The organism is Mesorhizobium jarvisii, assembly GCF_003601985.1.
Taxonomy (GTDB): domain Bacteria; phylum Pseudomonadota; class Alphaproteobacteria; order Rhizobiales; family Rhizobiaceae; genus Mesorhizobium; species Mesorhizobium jarvisii.
The window spans coordinates 396,822-410,722 of the sequence record NZ_QZXA01000005.1 but is presented as its reverse complement, the minus strand read 5'-3'; the positions used below and the strand labels follow the sequence as shown (position 1 = coordinate 410,722).

Sequence of the window (13,901 nt, the reverse complement as noted above, 5' to 3'; positions counted from 1 at the left end):
CTGCGCAATTCAACCGTCAGGAAACCGATCTAACCTCGATCCGCTTTGCCGCTGCCTCCGGAGCTCTCGGGATGGCGAGGTGAAGCACACCGTCCTTCATGTTCGCCTCAATTCCATTGATGTCGAAATCCCCGGAGAGAGTGAACTGCCGCTCGAAATCGCCGACATCATACTCGCGATAGGCCTGGCTGTAGCCCTCTGGCGTATCCTCTTTGACGCGGCCATAGATCGACAGCACCCGCTGCTCCACCGTGACCTCCAAACCCTCGGGGCCAACGCCGGGCAGATCCGCAACGACGACAAGGCCCGTTTCAGTTTCGTAGATGTCAACTCGTGGCACGAAGACTAACTTCTCATGGGTCCGCTCGCCCGCGTCCTGCTCCGCGGGCAGCTTGCCTTCCAATTCCGGTTCGCTAGCCGGCGTGGCCTGAGACTGCTTGCTTCCCTTCGTTCCCGCTCCCGGGGCCTCTCTCTTAGCCATGACCCGCCTCCTTGCTCGCCTTCACATGAATGCGCTTTGGCTTGTCCTCTTCGGCCCGAGGAAGATCCAGAGTCAGTAGGCCATTGAGGAGATCTGCTCCAACCTTGTTCGGGTCCACCACAAACGGCAATGACACAGTCCGCGCAAACCGGCCTTGACGACGCTCGCGCCGGTGGTATGCCCGCCGGGCATCGTCAGCTTCGGTTTGCCGCTCTCCGCTGAGCGTAACGGAATCTCGGTGGATCAAGATGTCCAAGTCTTCTGATCTTACCCCAGGCAGTTCAGCGGTGATGATGACGCCGTCCTGGTTTACGAAGGCATTGACCGCAGGGAATTCCAGTCGGCTCACTTCGTCTTGGAGGCGGCGTATGTTGCGGAAAGGATCTGCGCCGAATAGCGTCCGTGCAATCATTGTCTCCTCCTCGGAAAGCCGCCCTGCAACGCCCTCAGATTTTCTGGGGCAGGGCAATCGCCGCTCTTCATCGCCCATCGGCGGAGCGCTGTGAGCCAAGTACCGAACCTACGGCTCCCACCTTGCAGCTCTTAACCCCAGAGTCGCCCAGGTGGTGCCGCAGGTTCGTCCATCATGTTTCACTGGCAATCTGGTTTACCTGCCTGGATTCCCGTTCGCTTGAACGGTTCTCCATGTGTATGGCCAGGTTGTCTCCGCATGACGATCAAGAGAATGCTCCGCTAGGACTTTGTCGCCTTGACCTGAATCAATTCGAGCAGCACATTGGATGGTTCCACTCTGATCCTGTTTTGGCTAAAGCTGATTGACAACCCGTAACTCGCCGCCTCTGTACAAACCATTGCCGATCCGGATCATGTCGATTTAGGTTCTCGGGCCGTACAGCGTCGTGTAACGCGGTGACGCGAAATGCTTCCTGTCTCACGGAAGTCAACTCGTGGCGCGGCCGCGACAGCAGCCGAAAGGTTTCAAGGACCAGCTTCCGCAGGCTCAACATGCCGTCGCGAGCGAAATTCTGAGCGCAAACAAAAAAGTCCGCAGCTCGGAGCCAAGCGGGGGAATATCAATGCGAATTTGTACCGCGATGGGCGCGTGCGGGTCATAATCGCTCTTCATGACAAAGCGAGGGTCGCAGCGATGGCCTACACGGTGATTTGGTACGGCAAACAGGGCATAGTTGAAAAGGTGCCCTTCGATGCCGAGAAAGCCGCGCGGCATCATGCCCTCGCGACTTTTCCCGCTCGCAGGGAGGTTGACGGTATCGTGGCGGTGGAAGTTCGCAAGGAGGGCGGCACAGTTGTATTCAGCAAAGCAGGGGGCAGCTAAAATCTCAGCGCTTTGGGCTTAGGCCGATCTCCTCGCCCCTCACCTTTGTCGCCGATCTCTTTATCCAGCTTCCTATGCTTGTCCTGATTTTCAGTGCTGCTCGCCAACCCCGGCTGTTCGAACACGCTGACGACTACGTTCGTGCCGATTATTGGTCCTTCATAGTTTGTTGATCATATTAGCCGATGATAATAAGCGGACATGCTAGGTACTTCGTACATGCCACAATGGCCCTGGCGCATTCACCCTGGCGCCGGGGCCTACAGCGCCGCTAGCCCGGCCGAGGCATGGCCGGCACAATAACACCTTGATCAGATCCAAATGCATACAGCTATGTTCCTCGCCCAACCGGTCGGCGAGCGCTGCACCAACGGCGGAACTTTCCGGCGACGACAATCTCCGGAATTAGCCGGCCAGCATATCATCGGTGACTTCGCGGCCAGTATGGCGAGGGACGATCAGGTTCGTGAGATCGAATCCCTGGCGCTTCGCTTCGGCAAGATATCGTTCGCGGGTATCCTGCGCCAGGTCTGGGCTGCGTGCGAGCAGCCAGAGATATTGCCTGTCGGGCGAACCAACGAGAGACACCTTGTATTCGGGATCGAGCTTTAGGACCCAGTAGTCACCGCTAGTGAACGGTATCCAGCGAATGTATTTCGGCAAGAAGGTTACTTTCAACCTGGATCGGGCGTCGTCGACCGGAGTGGCCTCGCCGATTGCCCGCGATGGTTTGCCGTGCTTGTCGAAACAGCGGTTGTCGACGCGAACCTTGACACTGTCGTTCAGTGAATAGTTGGCCGTGATGTCCGTCGCCGTTTCATCTTCATATTTAATCGGGAGCCGGCACAGTTCATACCATTTACCAAGATATTGGCTGAGGTTGATTGAGGTAATGGCCGTGACGGCCGAAGTGTCTGTCATGAAGGTCTCCTTGCCATCGATCCAACCCCTGAACACGCGTAGGGCTCCCAGAGGCCAAATCTTGCGATGTCAATCTCCTTTCTTCGTTCGAGTCGACAGATCCTAAGAGTTGTCCGACCGGTCGTTTGTCGCCAGAGCATTTTGGCTTGGAGAACCCGTGTGGCATAAACCAAAGGCAGAGCCGAAATCCACGACTTCGTGCGCAAGATTGACAAGCCGGACGATGCGACGATCGAGGCACAGCGGGCTGCCCTTGAACAACTTGGTGCCGTCTTCATCGAGGAGAACGGCGGCGGCATCGGAGTCCGGCTGAAGTTCACAGCGGCCGAGCGATCGTCATTCCAATGCCAACGCCAAGGCCGATAGCAAGGCCCATGAGTCGAGGCATTGGAACCGAATCAGGGGCATGCGGCTTGTTAGCTTTCAACGAAGCTTACATGAGGCGCGCCTAATGTTCCGAGACAAAGAAACACGAGCTCTAGAAGCGGCGCTGATAGCCGCGGTGCCAATCTCGATCCTGATCGCGGTGGCGATGGTTCCCCTTACGTACGGTTGGTTTGGGTAATGAGCGCGCGCGGCACAGACTTCCTTTACAAGTGGATATCAAAGCACGTCCCTAAAACGGCTGTCGCCGATGTCATCTCGGTCGCCGACCTTACCGAGCAGCTATTCGCGGACGCCAAGGCCGCAGGCATTAGCAGCAACGAGATCGAGGAAGACACTGGCAGCGTCTACGAGGCGATCCTTGATGCCATAGTGCACCACGATGCTGGTGTGGATGACTGACTTGTGCGCGGCTATGATAGCCCTCAATGACAAAGAGTTGGACATTCCAAGAACTGATCGACGCCAGGATGACGGTGACGGCGTTCTGCAACAACCCGGCCTGCCATCATAAGCAAGAGCTCGACCTAGTGAAGATCCGCGACCGCTTCGGCCCGGATGCGCCGGCAATGGAATGGGATCTTCGGCCCAAGCTTCGATGCGCCAAGTGCGACGGAGTCGATTTGGTCTACACCCCCGACACCAGCCCGACCGGCTACGGCAAGGCCAGGGGTGGATAAAGGAGTGAGGGCTCAAGCAACATTGTTTCAGCGGGCGCGAAGAAGCAGTTTTCGTGCTCTTCGGTCGGGTGCAGGCAGATATGCAAATTGTCATCGCCGGAAGGAATTACGACATCATAGGGGACGAAATATGTTGTTGGTGAGTGACACTACGGTGATCGCCAGGCCTCAAGATGATGACGTAACCATCAGGTCGTGGCGTCACAGTTGTGCTGGGAATTTTGTCGCACTCCCCGTTCACCAAAGCGTCTTTGAGAAGCCGCACTGGCGCAGATCGGGCCCCCGCAAGGGCGGGCTTGACGATTCCAGCGAATAAGTAGGGCCCTGCGGCTCCCTACGAGGCGAGTTTCCAAGCCTTCAAATGCCTGACTTCTGCATCAGGTTGGCAACTCGCATGCCGAGCCTAGCGGTAAACTCGCCATTTTTGGCGGCGAAATCCCAGCAGAAGAAGGCCCCGAGGCAAAAAAGCAGAATGGAGAGTCGCATTAGCGTATTCTAATATAGGACAAATTGAATAAGCGTTAAGGCAAATGCGCCGTCTTGAGTGCCAGGGGGTAGCGATGTCTGAACAGCCGGAAACGACCTACGTGGTGAGCGTCTACGAGGCGCCGAATTGGCGCACAGTGCTAACGACCAACGATAAGGCCAAAGCACTCGCCTGGGCGAGAGAGATCGGCGACAACGTGCGCGTCGAGGAGATCACTCCGAAGCCAATTAAGCGCTAAAGCGCTCGGCGAAGTCGGCGACATATCCTGTGATAGATCGGCGAGCTTTGCAGGTCTCGGGCTGCGTGCGTAAGCAGCAACACGATAAAGAGAACCACCACTGCTGACGCGAAGCCGGTAACGAGAGCCATCCGTGAAAACGGCCCTGATGTCGGGAGGTTCCCTTGAAAGATGGCCGACACCTTGTTGGGCGGGGGCGTTGGGGTAAAGGCGCCGGCCAGGCGGAAATTTGTCCGCCGCGCAGAATATATGCCCGATTTGTCAGCCTTGGGTTATGGTGTGATCGCGGAAGGGGCTCACCCGAACTAGGCTTCCTCATCCTCTTCACCCCAATGTCGCCAGTGAGTGGGCACCACATCTACTAAATGGCCGGTTATGGCGTCTTTCCATCCGTCGACAGCGCGTCTGCAAGGGAACACGAGCGCGTGCATACCATCCTCGTCCAGAACGGCCAGTTCCAGGCTATGAAAGAAGGGGGCATTGAGTATGGTCTGCCATGCAAAAACGATGCGCTCTGTCGTCTCCGCCGGCTTTGATTTTACGCAAATCTTTGAAAGCCCAACAGCGGCCGACGCGGACAATGTTACATTATCGCTCCCGGGAACATTAGCTGCCTCTAATGGTTGAGCCGAGCGGCAGGTGGTGCCCTCCATCTCCTGCCGAAGATCGGTCTCCGATCGGCCCGCGCTCCCTCCGCCGATTAGGGGGTGCGGGCTTTAAGAAATATGGGAATAGCAATGGCAGACAAGTCGGGCACAACGTACATCGTCAGCGTCTTCGACAAGCCAAACTGGCGCACGATCCTCACCACAAAGGATGAAGCTGAAGCCCTGGCGCTGGAGCAGGCGATGTTTCAGGTTGGCGCGAAGACGCGCGTCGAGGAGATCAGGCCGAAGCCAAAGAAGCGGTAAGTCGGCTCACTTGCACCGCAACCGCTGGGGCAGCAGAGAAAAAGCCCAGTGCGGGGGCGCAACCGGGCTTTTCCTTAGATGCACGACAGTGGCGCCTACGTGATTTTGGCGCTGACGGTCCAATATTAAATTAGAAATTCTGAATAAACCGTTGCAGGTCAAAGCGGTGGACGGCGCAACCGCATTCCATCTCCAAGGCCCGGCAGCGCTTCGATCACGCGATCTCTGGTTCTTACCTAAAACCGCGCCATTCCACTGCGCGAATTATCGGGCAACGCGTTCGAGCAAAGCAACGATTTGCTTGGCGATTGGATCAGCTTCATTGTTAAACAATTCAATCATTTGCTTAGCCGGTACCACAGGCGATTGATATCTATCGTTGAGCAAGGCGGCCACACATTGCTCGACTGAAATTGACCCATCGAAACCAAACTCAGGATGCCGCTCCGGATTCGCTGTAAACCATTCACGGAGAAGCACAGACAAGGTCGGTGGTTCAGATGAAGAGAGTGCGGTTTCGACAATCCGACGGACTGCTTCTGCCCTCGGCGGCAAATCAGGTTGGCTGCGTCGCCATTCGTCGACAAGCTTCAGGAACTCCGGATTCGCGCGCATTTCAAAACGTTCAGTCTTCATCATTGCGATATAGCCGTTTACGTGCATTCCGGCAAGTACGTACAAACCCGTTGACACATTAGCCATAGCCATATTACTTGGTGTCCGTACACGACGTACAAGTTATGGAGAATTGCGATGCCGAACACCCATGTTCCGGCACCTGGCGGAGCTATGCCCGCTATCTGCCGCCTTCGCCTAGCGCTTCTCATGCTGCGCACTGCCAACCAGCTTTCCGACCATGCTGCTCATCAAGAGCTATGAGGGGAAGGATCGATGAACACTCATGTCCGCGCCCTGAAGCCCTACGCAATGCCAAAGGGCATGAACCCGCGCAATATGGCGCCAGGGAGTCGAGAAGCGCCTGAACGACCTCCTAGACCGCGCTATGAGCCTGATTACCGCATCTCATGGAGGCCGATTGCGATCTGGAGGAAACGGCCGACGACGAGCCGTCGATCGGCTGGACGGATCGAGGCCCGCAAGCTGGCGGACTCAACGAGGATTGCGAAATGGACGACTCCGACCGAGAGGAAAGCGGCGACGAGCATGAGCCGTCGCTTGGCTGGTCCAGCGCGACCGACCAGAACCTAGCGTTGGCCGACTTCGGCACCGCGCGCGATGTCTGTTTCTTTGATGGTGAGCAGGACGGCGGCGATGCGCCCGAGCAGCCCGACTACTATTGAACGTCGCGGAAATGTTTTCCGCCAAGCAAGGCCCGCTGCCTCATCGTGGCGGGCCTTTAGTTTTGTGCCGTAAGGACGAGCGTTTTGACGGATTTAGTTGAGCCGCCGCCCCGCTCCAGGCAATGATTCGGAATGTTTGGCCACGTCGCGTTAGCGCACTCTATTTCCTTGACCACAGCCGCCCCGGCGGGTTGGGTCTCCTCAGAAGCATACGACATCATGAAAACGGTTTTAGTTACCAGGGTTGCCAAGACTGCGACCTGGACCATAAGGGCTACGAAAGCGATCTTTTCAAGCATACGCAATTAATGCGGATGCCACGCGCCGGTTCCATCTAACTCGATATTGTCGCCCTCCCGCTGCCTCACGGTGGCGGGCCTCTTTCACTGTGCGACGAAACTGGAATCGACAATTGTGCAGTTAGCGGTATTCAGAGAGCCTACCGCGATGGCGGTATTATAGCCGCCAAACCCATTCTTTGCGCGATATTCCATGAGCACAGTCCGGTAGCCGTTTGCATTTGGTGTTGACTTGGTCCTTACGTGCTCAAACGAATCCGGATCTCTCAATCTGTCCTTGACCTTCGCGACTAGATCGCTGCTCGATCCGTCCCAGACGCTGAAGCATTTTCCAGCTTCAATGCTGGCGTGATCACCCCCCGAGCAAGCCTTCGACGCGGCAAACACCGCAAACAAAATCGCCAAGGTGACACCAACCCTTTTGTTCCGGCCCACGTCGCTGACTGAAGTCGCACTAGCTGCTGGCTGCGCTTGCGGCTTGGGCGGGGGTGACTGAGCCGCGACCCCATATCGCTTTCTCAAAATGTCACGAGCAGCCTCAAAGTCGCTCTGGTCAACGTCGCCCCTTGCGCGCATGGCCGTCAGTTCAGCCATTGCTTTACTATATCTAGGATCTACCGCTTCCCGCTTGATTCCCCCAGACGGGGGAGACCCGCCCGAGAATCGCCCTCCCATAACCCCCTCCATGTCGCGTCCATGTCGCACGGACCTGCCGATAGTCGCAGGAAACTCTTGGAAATCAACCGGTGGTGGTTCGCCCAAATTCGCGGGCGTGCTGGCGTGGTCGCCGCTGTAGACGGCCCGGCCGCCGCACAGCTCTGGGTGACAAAGGGGGACGGCAACCGGGCCTTCCGGGGAATGGAGATACCCAGCCCGTCAAGTATGCACAAAGGCTAATGGAAGGGCAATCTGCACGTTCCGTTCAGATCGGCTTGTCGACGAGTGGCTTCTTTCTCGTCGGCGGCACATAGCTTGTCACCAGCTTCACGGCTGCAATGTCGACCGTCACCGGCGGGGACAGATTCACAGTAACTGTATTCTCGTCGACCCGGAGGACATTGCCGGTGAGTTCTATCGGCTGGCCTTTCTTCAGAGCCGATGTCCGGTCCACTATCGAGTGTGGAAACCCATAGTGCGGGATCGAGACGCTGACCCGATCTTCGGTCACGCGCTTCCGCACGATCGCTGTGATCGCAACCTCGTCGCCGACCGTGATGCCCTTCGCCATGCCATCATTCTGATGCCGTGGGCGGCTTCGTCAAGCGATCTCTAATATGCGAATGGAAACTTGCTTGACCCGGTCAGCCCTCGATCGCCATTCCCAATGCCTACACCAAGCCTAGGACTGAGACACTACCTGCGGTCGCGCCGGTTGGCGAATACATACGCTTCTGCTAATATAAAAGCATTTTATCAATATACGTGAGCCCAAAAAGAACCAACGCCAAAGAAATGGGGGGTCGGCGACAGAGGGAAGGAGCGCAAATGGCCGCCCATCTTATCGCGGATGTAGATATAGAAGACGCTGCCGCGTTTGAGGAATACCGGCGGGATGTTCCAGCCACGGAGGAGCGCTATGGTGGGCGATATCTGGGTCGTGCCGGTGCGACCAAGGTTCTCGAAGGTGATTGGGAGCCACACCGCTTGGTTATCGTCGAATTCCCCGACATGGCTTCATTGATGGGTTGGTACAATTCGCCGGAGTACGCCCGCCTGATCGAAATTCGAAAACGTTGCGCCAGCACCAGGATCATTGCGCTGGAAGGGATCACACCACCCACTGCGTGACAATCTGCGAAGCGGGCCTTTGGGCCGGCAAAACAAGGATCTCAGTCTCAAAATTGGCCGGAGATATGCCTATGGAATCCAATCATGGCAATAGGGATAGAGATATGGTCTGTTATGGCGCTTTCGTCGCCAAGGCAGGCTACGATGACGTTCGATCAATGACGCTGTGCCGGCCGGATTGACCTTTCGATCTGACGCCGTCCTGTAAAGTGTCGATACCGGGGAACCTAGTCATGAGCGACAATAAGCCGACTGTAGACGTTACCAAGGACTGGCAAGCATCGCAGGGCCAGAAGTCCGGTGCCACGCGCCTTCGCCTTTTCGCAATGCTGTCGTGGGTTGTTGCCATTGGCGGCGAGATCGCCGGCATTGTTTTGCTCTACCGGCACAAATTCAACCAGGACAACCTGCCGCTACTGATCGGCATTCTGATCGGGATCGCGATTTTTGCCATCGCCGGCAGCCTGCTTTGGAAGGCGGCCAACAGGCAGGACCCGGCTCGCGAATCCGAGCCATTCAGGTTCTTCGTCCAGAACCAGCTCGGCGCGATCATCACGCTTATTGCCTTCTTGCCGCTGGTTCTGCTGATCCTCAACGACAAGAACATGGACCCGAAGAGCAAGAAAATTGCCGGCGGCGTCGGCGCGGTGCTCGCCGTGCTGGCGACGCTGATCGGGGTCAGCTACCAACCCCCGTCGGTGGAGCAGTACACGCAGGACATGAACGCGTGCGCTTCGCAGATCAAGTCGGGGCAGCCGACCACAGCCTGTTCGCCCGAGGTCGCCGCCCAGGCGCAGGCGATCGCCACCGACTCCACCACGGTGGCTGCTGCGACGAAGGACTCGGCACACCCCAATGGCCAGGATATCGTCTATTGGATCGCGCCGGAAAACGGCGCCGCCAAGTCCGGGACAGAGCATGTCTTCCACCTCTGCGCAGCCGTCAGTCCGCTGAAGGACAAGACCGTGAACAGCGGTACCGTGACGGAGGCCTACGCACAGAACGCCATCCGCATCACCAAGCAGATCGAGATGGAACAGAAGCAGTGCGGGTTCACGACCACGACCCCATAAATCCGCGATGAACTGGCCGTGCGAGGCGAGTATCTGGCTTGCGCCCCCGCGATGCGGTTCATTGAGGATACCGTCGTTCGAATACCGGAGCGCGTGATCCAGATCGCCACAGCGCAGTTGCGACTGAACGACGCCGGGGCCGCCTTCGCTACCCTTGCGTTGAAGTGGTCGAAGCCTGCGGCGAATGGCACGATCGCGTCGTCGATGGCGATCAAAACAGGACCCTGGCGTTCGAACTGGAATCCTACCCCTTGGCCTATGCGGAAGGCCAGCCGATGCGTCTAGGGCTGGATAAACTCATGCGCCTTGTAGCGCATGTGGATGAGAACGTAAGGTGAAAACCAGCATGGGCTTTGCGGCGGGCAGCTACCCGGCGATTGCGGATAGTTGTAAGGACCCAGAACAAAACGGGGCCGGCGCAGTTGTTTAACCCCAACCCGTGCAACTGCACCGGCTAAAAGCGGGCCATGAGAACCGCTCTAAGCACAGCCTATCGCAAATTAGTCCTGTCGCAAGAGAGACTAAGTGCCCAAGCGCCAGCTAAAGCGGAAATTGGCTCAGCCGGCCAACGGCATCCCAATGCCCACGCCAAGGCCGAGTGCAAGGCCCATGAACAGCTTGCCGGCAAAGCTATTTCAATGGCGCGGAAGGGCGCCACCTGGCGCTCCGAGGGCTTGTGAGAGATCATCAAAGATCGTGTCTATGGCCAGATTCTTAGATCGAAAGCCGGAACCTGTGAATCCCCTCGCTCCAACAAGGTCTCTCGGCTGGGAAACGCTACGGAAAGCACGTTGGGTAACGGTTGATTCAACCATTGCTGGTATTATCTCGTAGTTAGGTGGCGGCCCCGACGGTGCGGCAGGGGGTGCTGGGTTGTCGGAGCCGCCTGCGCAGTCCGGTTGGATTTGACCGCGCTGTTCCAAATTAGGACAGCGCGGTCAATTAACCGTTAAAATCTTTTGGAACTAATTAAGCGCATACTAATTGAATCGCGGTTTGCGAGTCCTGTGTATGCGTTTGAAGTTCGTAGCTCCCCTAATGCCGACCCTTGTTGAGAAGCCTCCGGAGGGCGACGCCTGGATTCACGAAGTCAAGTTCGACGGCTACCGTTCGCAGTTGATCATCGATGAGGACCGGACGCGCATCTACACGCGCAATGGTCACGACTGGACAGCCAAATATTCCGACCTGGTGCAGGAGGCGAAGGGCCTCGGCGCCGAAAGTGCCATCATCGACGGCGAGATCATCGTCACGAACGAAGATGGGTTGTCCGACTTCCGTCCACTCCGCAAGGCGATCACCAGCCGGCAGCACCACCTCTATTTCGTGGCGTTCGATCTGTTGCACCTCAACGGATTCGATCTTCGCGATATGGCGCTGAAAGACCGCCGGGCTGGGCTCTACGCGATAATTCCGACCGGCCTTCGCATCCAATTCAGCGACGCGCTGCCCGGCGATGCCAAGGCGATCTTCGAACTGGTCGACAAGGCCGGGCTTGAAGGCATGGTCTCGAAGCGCAAAGACAGTAAGTATCGGAGCGGGAAATCGACGACCTGGCTGAAGATCAAGGCATATACCATCGACGAATATGAACTGCTCGGGGTCGAGTGTGAGGCCGGCAAGCCGGCATTCGCACTGATGGCGGATCGAAATACCGGCCGCTATGTCGGCTCGGCTTTCATCAATTCGAGTCAGGCCATCCGCGAGCGGCTGTGGAAGCGTGTCCAGGAGCATGCCGGGCCGGCCCCGAAGGGCCTGAAGCGGCCGGCGACGCAATGGGTCAAGCCCGGCATCATCGGCCGTGTGAAGCACCTACGGGGCGAGGAAGACCTCCGCCACGCTTCGTTGCAGGATTTCCGTGAGGAATGAGCACGCGAGGCAGCGATTTTGTCTACCATTGGATATCGGACCACTTATCCGACGATCCGATCAGTGACCACGTACTGCTGATCATTGAAATGGCTGTGGATGCGAAACGCGCGGCTGAAGCCCAAGGCATTCCCGGTCACGAGATCGACGAGGAAATTAGCACTATCTACGAATTCATCGTGCATGCGCTGCGCTGACCGCCGCTCGCCGGAGCCTAAGCGGCAGGGCGAACCTATCGCCACATGAGCAGCGCGGAATCAACTTCCTGCATCAGTGGATAGCCGACAACGTGCCCGAGCCCAAATTGGATCGGTGCGGCCACCTACGGTTGGTTGGCGTCAGCTCGAGTTTAACTCGTGCCCTTAGGAACGAAGAAACACGTCCATCTGAATCTATAGTAGGCTTGGAACTTCGTATGGGGAATGATCGCTCGATAGAACGTCATCAAACGCTCACAGAGATGGTAGTGGTCATCAAGGGAGGCTTGGGCGCGTTCCCTGGGGATAAACCACTCCGGCTCTTGTGGCTCATTGAGATAGGCAGGGCGGGGCAGGCGGACGTAATAGCCGTCTTTGGTCTCCCTCACGGCGCGAGCGTCTATCGGATGGCAATCTTTGTTGCCGCAGCAATCATACTGCAACACCGGGTCTTTTTTGCCGGTATACCAATCGTGGGCATCTGCGTCGCCGGCAAAGAGAAGCCCTGCCAGCGCGATCCATCCCCGTGGCTGTTTCATGTTACCCCCTCGCTTTTGAGGGGTAGAGTATATTAGGTATGTCTAATTGTCAGCCTTCAGCTTGGACACCGTCACCGAAGGTTACCCGACACGGTTCACTACGTAGGCGGGCCGCCCAGCACTGCAGGCGATGGGCGTCCTACGCTGACTGCTGTGGGGCCGACAGCTGAACGTCGCAATCAATCTCAGCCCTGGAACATTACGTCTAGCTCAGCGATTGGTCGAGCACATCGATCAGCCGGTCGACTTCGACAATCGTGTTGTAGTGCACCATGGAAACGCGAATGACGCCGCTGGGCGACAGTCCAAGCGCTTCGGCCAGGCGGCGCGAATGGAAATCGCCGTGACGCACGCCGATCTTGGCCTGATCGGTTCGGGCGACGATATCCTGAGGGGCGTGGCCGTCGACCGTAAAGCTGATCGTCGGCACCCGAAATGCCGCCTGCGAGTTCTGGTCGCCAACGATCCGGACGCCATTGCGCACGCGCAACCACGACAGCAGGCGTTCGCCGATCTCCGCCTCGTGCGCCGCGATCTGGTCAAATGCGCTCTCGATCGCATGACGGCCTTTGCCTCTGCCCAGTGCCTCCAGATAGTCGACAATGCCGGCGGCGCCCCAGACAAGTTCGTAGCAGGGATTTCCAGGCTCAAGTTTTCCGGGCACTTTGTCCTTGCCGTAGAAGTAATGGTAAAGCCCGTCGAGTTCGAGCAGCAGTTCATGGCGCCCATACATGACCGCGTAATGCGGCCCGTAGGTCTTGTAGAAAGAGAATACGTAGTAGTCGACGTCGAGTTCCTGGACGTCGAGGGTGCGATGCGGGGCGTAGGCGACACCGTCGACGCAGATGCGAGCCCCGCGCGCATGAACGAAATCTGCGATTTGCCGGATCGGATTGATGGAGCCGAGCAGGTTGGAGGCATGGGTCACGCAGACCAGCCGCGTGCGAACGCTCATCAGCGCGTTGAGCGTGTCGAGGGATGGCATAAGCGTTTCGGGATCAATCTCCCAAACCCTGAAGACGATGCCGCGCTGCTTGAGGATCAACCAGGGACCAATGTTCGACTCGTGATCGAAATTGGTCACGATAATCTCGTCGCCCGCCGTCAACTGGCTTGCCATGGCGGTTGCCAGAAAGCGCACGAGCACGGTGGTGGAAGGGCCGAAGAAAACCTCCTCGGGTCGCGCCGCGCCAACGAATGTGGCGATGCGGTCGCGTGCCTGCGCCAGCAGTTCGCTGGCTTTGACCGACGGCCCGTAAGAGGCGCCGGTCTGAACGCTGGTCGTTAGCATATATTCGGCGACTCGCTCGGCCACCGGGCGCAATACTTGCGAACCGCCAGCATTATCAAAGAACGCCCAGCCTGTTTCCAGCGCCGGAAATTGGGAACGAACAAATTCGATATCGAGCGACATGGATGGCCTCTTGGGGAAAGTC

At 57.6% G+C, this 13,901-nt stretch carries 18 protein-coding genes; 10 read left to right on the top strand and 8 right to left on the bottom strand.

The features are described 5' to 3' along the window. Positions 1-16 precede the first annotated feature (16 nt). Positions 17-481, bottom strand: coding sequence for an Hsp20/alpha crystallin family protein (locus tag D3242_RS15655; RefSeq protein ID WP_064980674.1), 465 nt, complete (start codon positions 479-481; stop codon positions 17-19). Then, positions 474-893 (bottom strand): Hsp20/alpha crystallin family protein, encoded by a 420-nt coding sequence (locus tag D3242_RS15650; protein WP_064981654.1) that lies wholly within the window; start codon positions 891-893, stop codon positions 474-476. Before D3242_RS15650 ends, D3242_RS15655 begins: the two co-directional genes overlap by 8 nt. Before the next feature lie 696 nt (positions 894-1,589). Between D3242_RS15650 and D3242_RS15645 the strand changes: the two genes are divergently transcribed. After that, positions 1,590-1,778 carry a hypothetical protein gene (locus D3242_RS15645; RefSeq protein WP_147377464.1) on the top strand — a complete coding sequence of 63 codons (189 nt, stop codon included), beginning with the start codon at positions 1,590-1,592 and terminating at the stop codon, positions 1,776-1,778. 405 nt (positions 1,779-2,183) lie between these two features. On the opposite strand, the gene D3242_RS15640 is transcribed toward D3242_RS15645, so the two are convergent. Beyond that, positions 2,184-2,699 (bottom strand): lipocalin family protein, encoded by a 516-nt coding sequence (locus D3242_RS15640; protein WP_064981652.1) that lies wholly within the window; start codon positions 2,697-2,699, stop codon positions 2,184-2,186. A 564-nt stretch (positions 2,700-3,263) separates the two neighbouring features. Between D3242_RS15640 and D3242_RS15635 the strand changes: the two genes are divergently transcribed. The 4 genes from D3242_RS15635 to D3242_RS33530 all read left to right on the top strand — a co-directional run bounded on the left by D3242_RS15635 (position 3,264) and on the right by D3242_RS33530 (position 5,399). Continuing rightward, positions 3,264-3,485, top strand: coding sequence for a DUF768 domain-containing protein (locus D3242_RS15635; protein ID WP_064980672.1), 222 nt, complete (start codon positions 3,264-3,266; stop codon positions 3,483-3,485). Positions 3,486-3,511: 26 nt separating this feature from the next. Continuing rightward, on the top strand, positions 3,512-3,763 hold the full coding sequence (locus tag D3242_RS15630; RefSeq protein ID WP_064980671.1) for a hypothetical protein: 252 nt from the start codon (positions 3,512-3,514) through the stop codon (positions 3,761-3,763). 560 nt (positions 3,764-4,323) lie between these two features. Next, positions 4,324-4,488, top strand: a complete 165-nt coding sequence (locus tag D3242_RS33535; RefSeq protein ID WP_167470429.1) for a hypothetical protein — start codon at positions 4,324-4,326, stop codon at positions 4,486-4,488. 737 nt (positions 4,489-5,225) lie between these two features. Then, positions 5,226-5,399, top strand: a complete 174-nt coding sequence (locus D3242_RS33530; protein ID WP_167470428.1) for a hypothetical protein — start codon at positions 5,226-5,228, stop codon at positions 5,397-5,399. Between the two features lie 264 nt (positions 5,400-5,663). Here the strand turns inward: D3242_RS33530 and D3242_RS33295 are convergent, their stop codons facing one another. Beyond that, the gene (locus D3242_RS33295) at positions 5,664-6,038 is read right to left on the bottom strand and encodes a hypothetical protein (protein ID WP_147377463.1); all 375 of its coding nucleotides are present in this window, start codon (positions 6,036-6,038) and stop codon (positions 5,664-5,666) included. Between the two features lie 386 nt (positions 6,039-6,424). Here D3242_RS33295 and D3242_RS15615 point away from each other — a divergent pair, with 386 nt between their 5' ends. Further along, positions 6,425-6,700, top strand: a complete 276-nt coding sequence (locus D3242_RS15615; RefSeq protein WP_064980669.1) for a hypothetical protein — start codon at positions 6,425-6,427, stop codon at positions 6,698-6,700. A gap of 383 nt (positions 6,701-7,083) precedes the next feature. Here D3242_RS15615 and D3242_RS15605 read toward each other — a convergent pair whose 3' ends face one another. Together D3242_RS15605 and D3242_RS15595 are read right to left on the bottom strand one after the other, a co-directional pair. Beyond that, positions 7,084-7,593 (bottom strand): hypothetical protein, encoded by a 510-nt coding sequence (locus D3242_RS15605; RefSeq protein ID WP_064980667.1) that lies wholly within the window; start codon positions 7,591-7,593, stop codon positions 7,084-7,086. A gap of 328 nt (positions 7,594-7,921) precedes the next feature. After that, on the bottom strand, positions 7,922-8,227 hold the full coding sequence (locus tag D3242_RS15595) for a hypothetical protein (protein WP_064980665.1): 306 nt from the start codon (positions 8,225-8,227) through the stop codon (positions 7,922-7,924). A 257-nt stretch (positions 8,228-8,484) separates the two neighbouring features. Here D3242_RS15595 and D3242_RS15590 point away from each other — a divergent pair, with 257 nt between their 5' ends. The 4 genes from D3242_RS15590 (at position 8,485) to D3242_RS15575 (ending at position 11,926) form a co-directional block, all read left to right on the top strand. Next, positions 8,485-8,787, top strand: a complete 303-nt coding sequence (locus D3242_RS15590) for a DUF1330 domain-containing protein (protein ID WP_064980664.1) — start codon at positions 8,485-8,487, stop codon at positions 8,785-8,787. Positions 8,788-9,020: 233 nt separating this feature from the next. Then, the gene (locus D3242_RS15585; protein ID WP_064980663.1) at positions 9,021-9,860 is read left to right on the top strand and encodes a hypothetical protein; all 840 of its coding nucleotides are present in this window, start codon (positions 9,021-9,023) and stop codon (positions 9,858-9,860) included. 1,011 nt (positions 9,861-10,871) lie between these two features. Next, positions 10,872-11,729, top strand: coding sequence for an ATP-dependent DNA ligase (locus D3242_RS15580; RefSeq protein WP_064980662.1), 858 nt, complete (start codon positions 10,872-10,874; stop codon positions 11,727-11,729). Next, positions 11,726-11,926 (top strand): DUF768 domain-containing protein, encoded by a 201-nt coding sequence (locus tag D3242_RS15575; RefSeq protein ID WP_010915370.1) that lies wholly within the window; start codon positions 11,726-11,728, stop codon positions 11,924-11,926. Before D3242_RS15580 ends, D3242_RS15575 begins: the two co-directional genes overlap by 4 nt. A gap of 152 nt (positions 11,927-12,078) precedes the next feature. On the opposite strand, the gene D3242_RS33525 is transcribed toward D3242_RS15575, so the two are convergent. Both D3242_RS33525 and D3242_RS15565 read right to left on the bottom strand, forming a co-directional pair. Then, on the bottom strand, positions 12,079-12,465 hold the full coding sequence (locus tag D3242_RS33525; RefSeq protein ID WP_155772675.1) for a hypothetical protein: 387 nt from the start codon (positions 12,463-12,465) through the stop codon (positions 12,079-12,081). A gap of 205 nt (positions 12,466-12,670) precedes the next feature. Beyond that, complete coding sequence (locus D3242_RS15565) at positions 12,671-13,879, bottom strand: cysteine desulfurase-like protein (RefSeq protein WP_064980660.1); 1,209 nt, start codon at positions 13,877-13,879, stop codon at positions 12,671-12,673. Between the last annotated feature and the right edge of the window lie 22 nt (positions 13,880-13,901).

What these genes read in the sequence shown, in the direction of transcription:
- D3242_RS15655 (WP_064980674.1), bottom strand. Translation starts at nt 481, where the DNA reads ATGGCTAAGAGAGAGGCCCCGGGAGCGGGAACGAAGGGAAGCAAGCAG.
- D3242_RS15650 (WP_064981654.1), bottom strand. Translation starts at nt 893, where the DNA reads ATGATTGCACGGACGCTATTCGGCGCAGATCCTTTCCGCAACATACGC.
- D3242_RS15645 (WP_147377464.1), top strand. Translation starts at nt 1,590, where the DNA reads ATGGCCTACACGGTGATTTGGTACGGCAAACAGGGCATAGTTGAAAAG.
- D3242_RS15640 (WP_064981652.1), bottom strand. Translation starts at nt 2,699, where the DNA reads ATGACAGACACTTCGGCCGTCACGGCCATTACCTCAATCAACCTCAGC.
- D3242_RS15635 (WP_064980672.1), top strand. Translation starts at nt 3,264, where the DNA reads ATGAGCGCGCGCGGCACAGACTTCCTTTACAAGTGGATATCAAAGCAC.
- D3242_RS15630 (WP_064980671.1), top strand. Translation starts at nt 3,512, where the DNA reads ATGACAAAGAGTTGGACATTCCAAGAACTGATCGACGCCAGGATGACG.
- D3242_RS33535 (WP_167470429.1), top strand. Translation starts at nt 4,324, where the DNA reads ATGTCTGAACAGCCGGAAACGACCTACGTGGTGAGCGTCTACGAGGCG.
- D3242_RS33530 (WP_167470428.1), top strand. Translation starts at nt 5,226, where the DNA reads ATGGCAGACAAGTCGGGCACAACGTACATCGTCAGCGTCTTCGACAAG.
- D3242_RS33295 (WP_147377463.1), bottom strand. Translation starts at nt 6,038, where the DNA reads ATGATGAAGACTGAACGTTTTGAAATGCGCGCGAATCCGGAGTTCCTG.
- D3242_RS15615 (WP_064980669.1), top strand. Translation starts at nt 6,425, where the DNA reads ATGGAGGCCGATTGCGATCTGGAGGAAACGGCCGACGACGAGCCGTCG.
- D3242_RS15605 (WP_064980667.1), bottom strand. Translation starts at nt 7,593, where the DNA reads ATGGCTGAACTGACGGCCATGCGCGCAAGGGGCGACGTTGACCAGAGC.
- D3242_RS15595 (WP_064980665.1), bottom strand. Translation starts at nt 8,227, where the DNA reads ATGGCGAAGGGCATCACGGTCGGCGACGAGGTTGCGATCACAGCGATC.
- D3242_RS15590 (WP_064980664.1), top strand. Translation starts at nt 8,485, where the DNA reads ATGGCCGCCCATCTTATCGCGGATGTAGATATAGAAGACGCTGCCGCG.
- D3242_RS15585 (WP_064980663.1), top strand. Translation starts at nt 9,021, where the DNA reads ATGAGCGACAATAAGCCGACTGTAGACGTTACCAAGGACTGGCAAGCA.
- D3242_RS15580 (WP_064980662.1), top strand. Translation starts at nt 10,872, where the DNA reads ATGCGTTTGAAGTTCGTAGCTCCCCTAATGCCGACCCTTGTTGAGAAG.
- D3242_RS15575 (WP_010915370.1), top strand. Translation starts at nt 11,726, where the DNA reads ATGAGCACGCGAGGCAGCGATTTTGTCTACCATTGGATATCGGACCAC.
- D3242_RS33525 (WP_155772675.1), bottom strand. Translation starts at nt 12,465, where the DNA reads ATGAAACAGCCACGGGGATGGATCGCGCTGGCAGGGCTTCTCTTTGCC.
- D3242_RS15565 (WP_064980660.1), bottom strand. Translation starts at nt 13,879, where the DNA reads ATGTCGCTCGATATCGAATTTGTTCGTTCCCAATTTCCGGCGCTGGAA.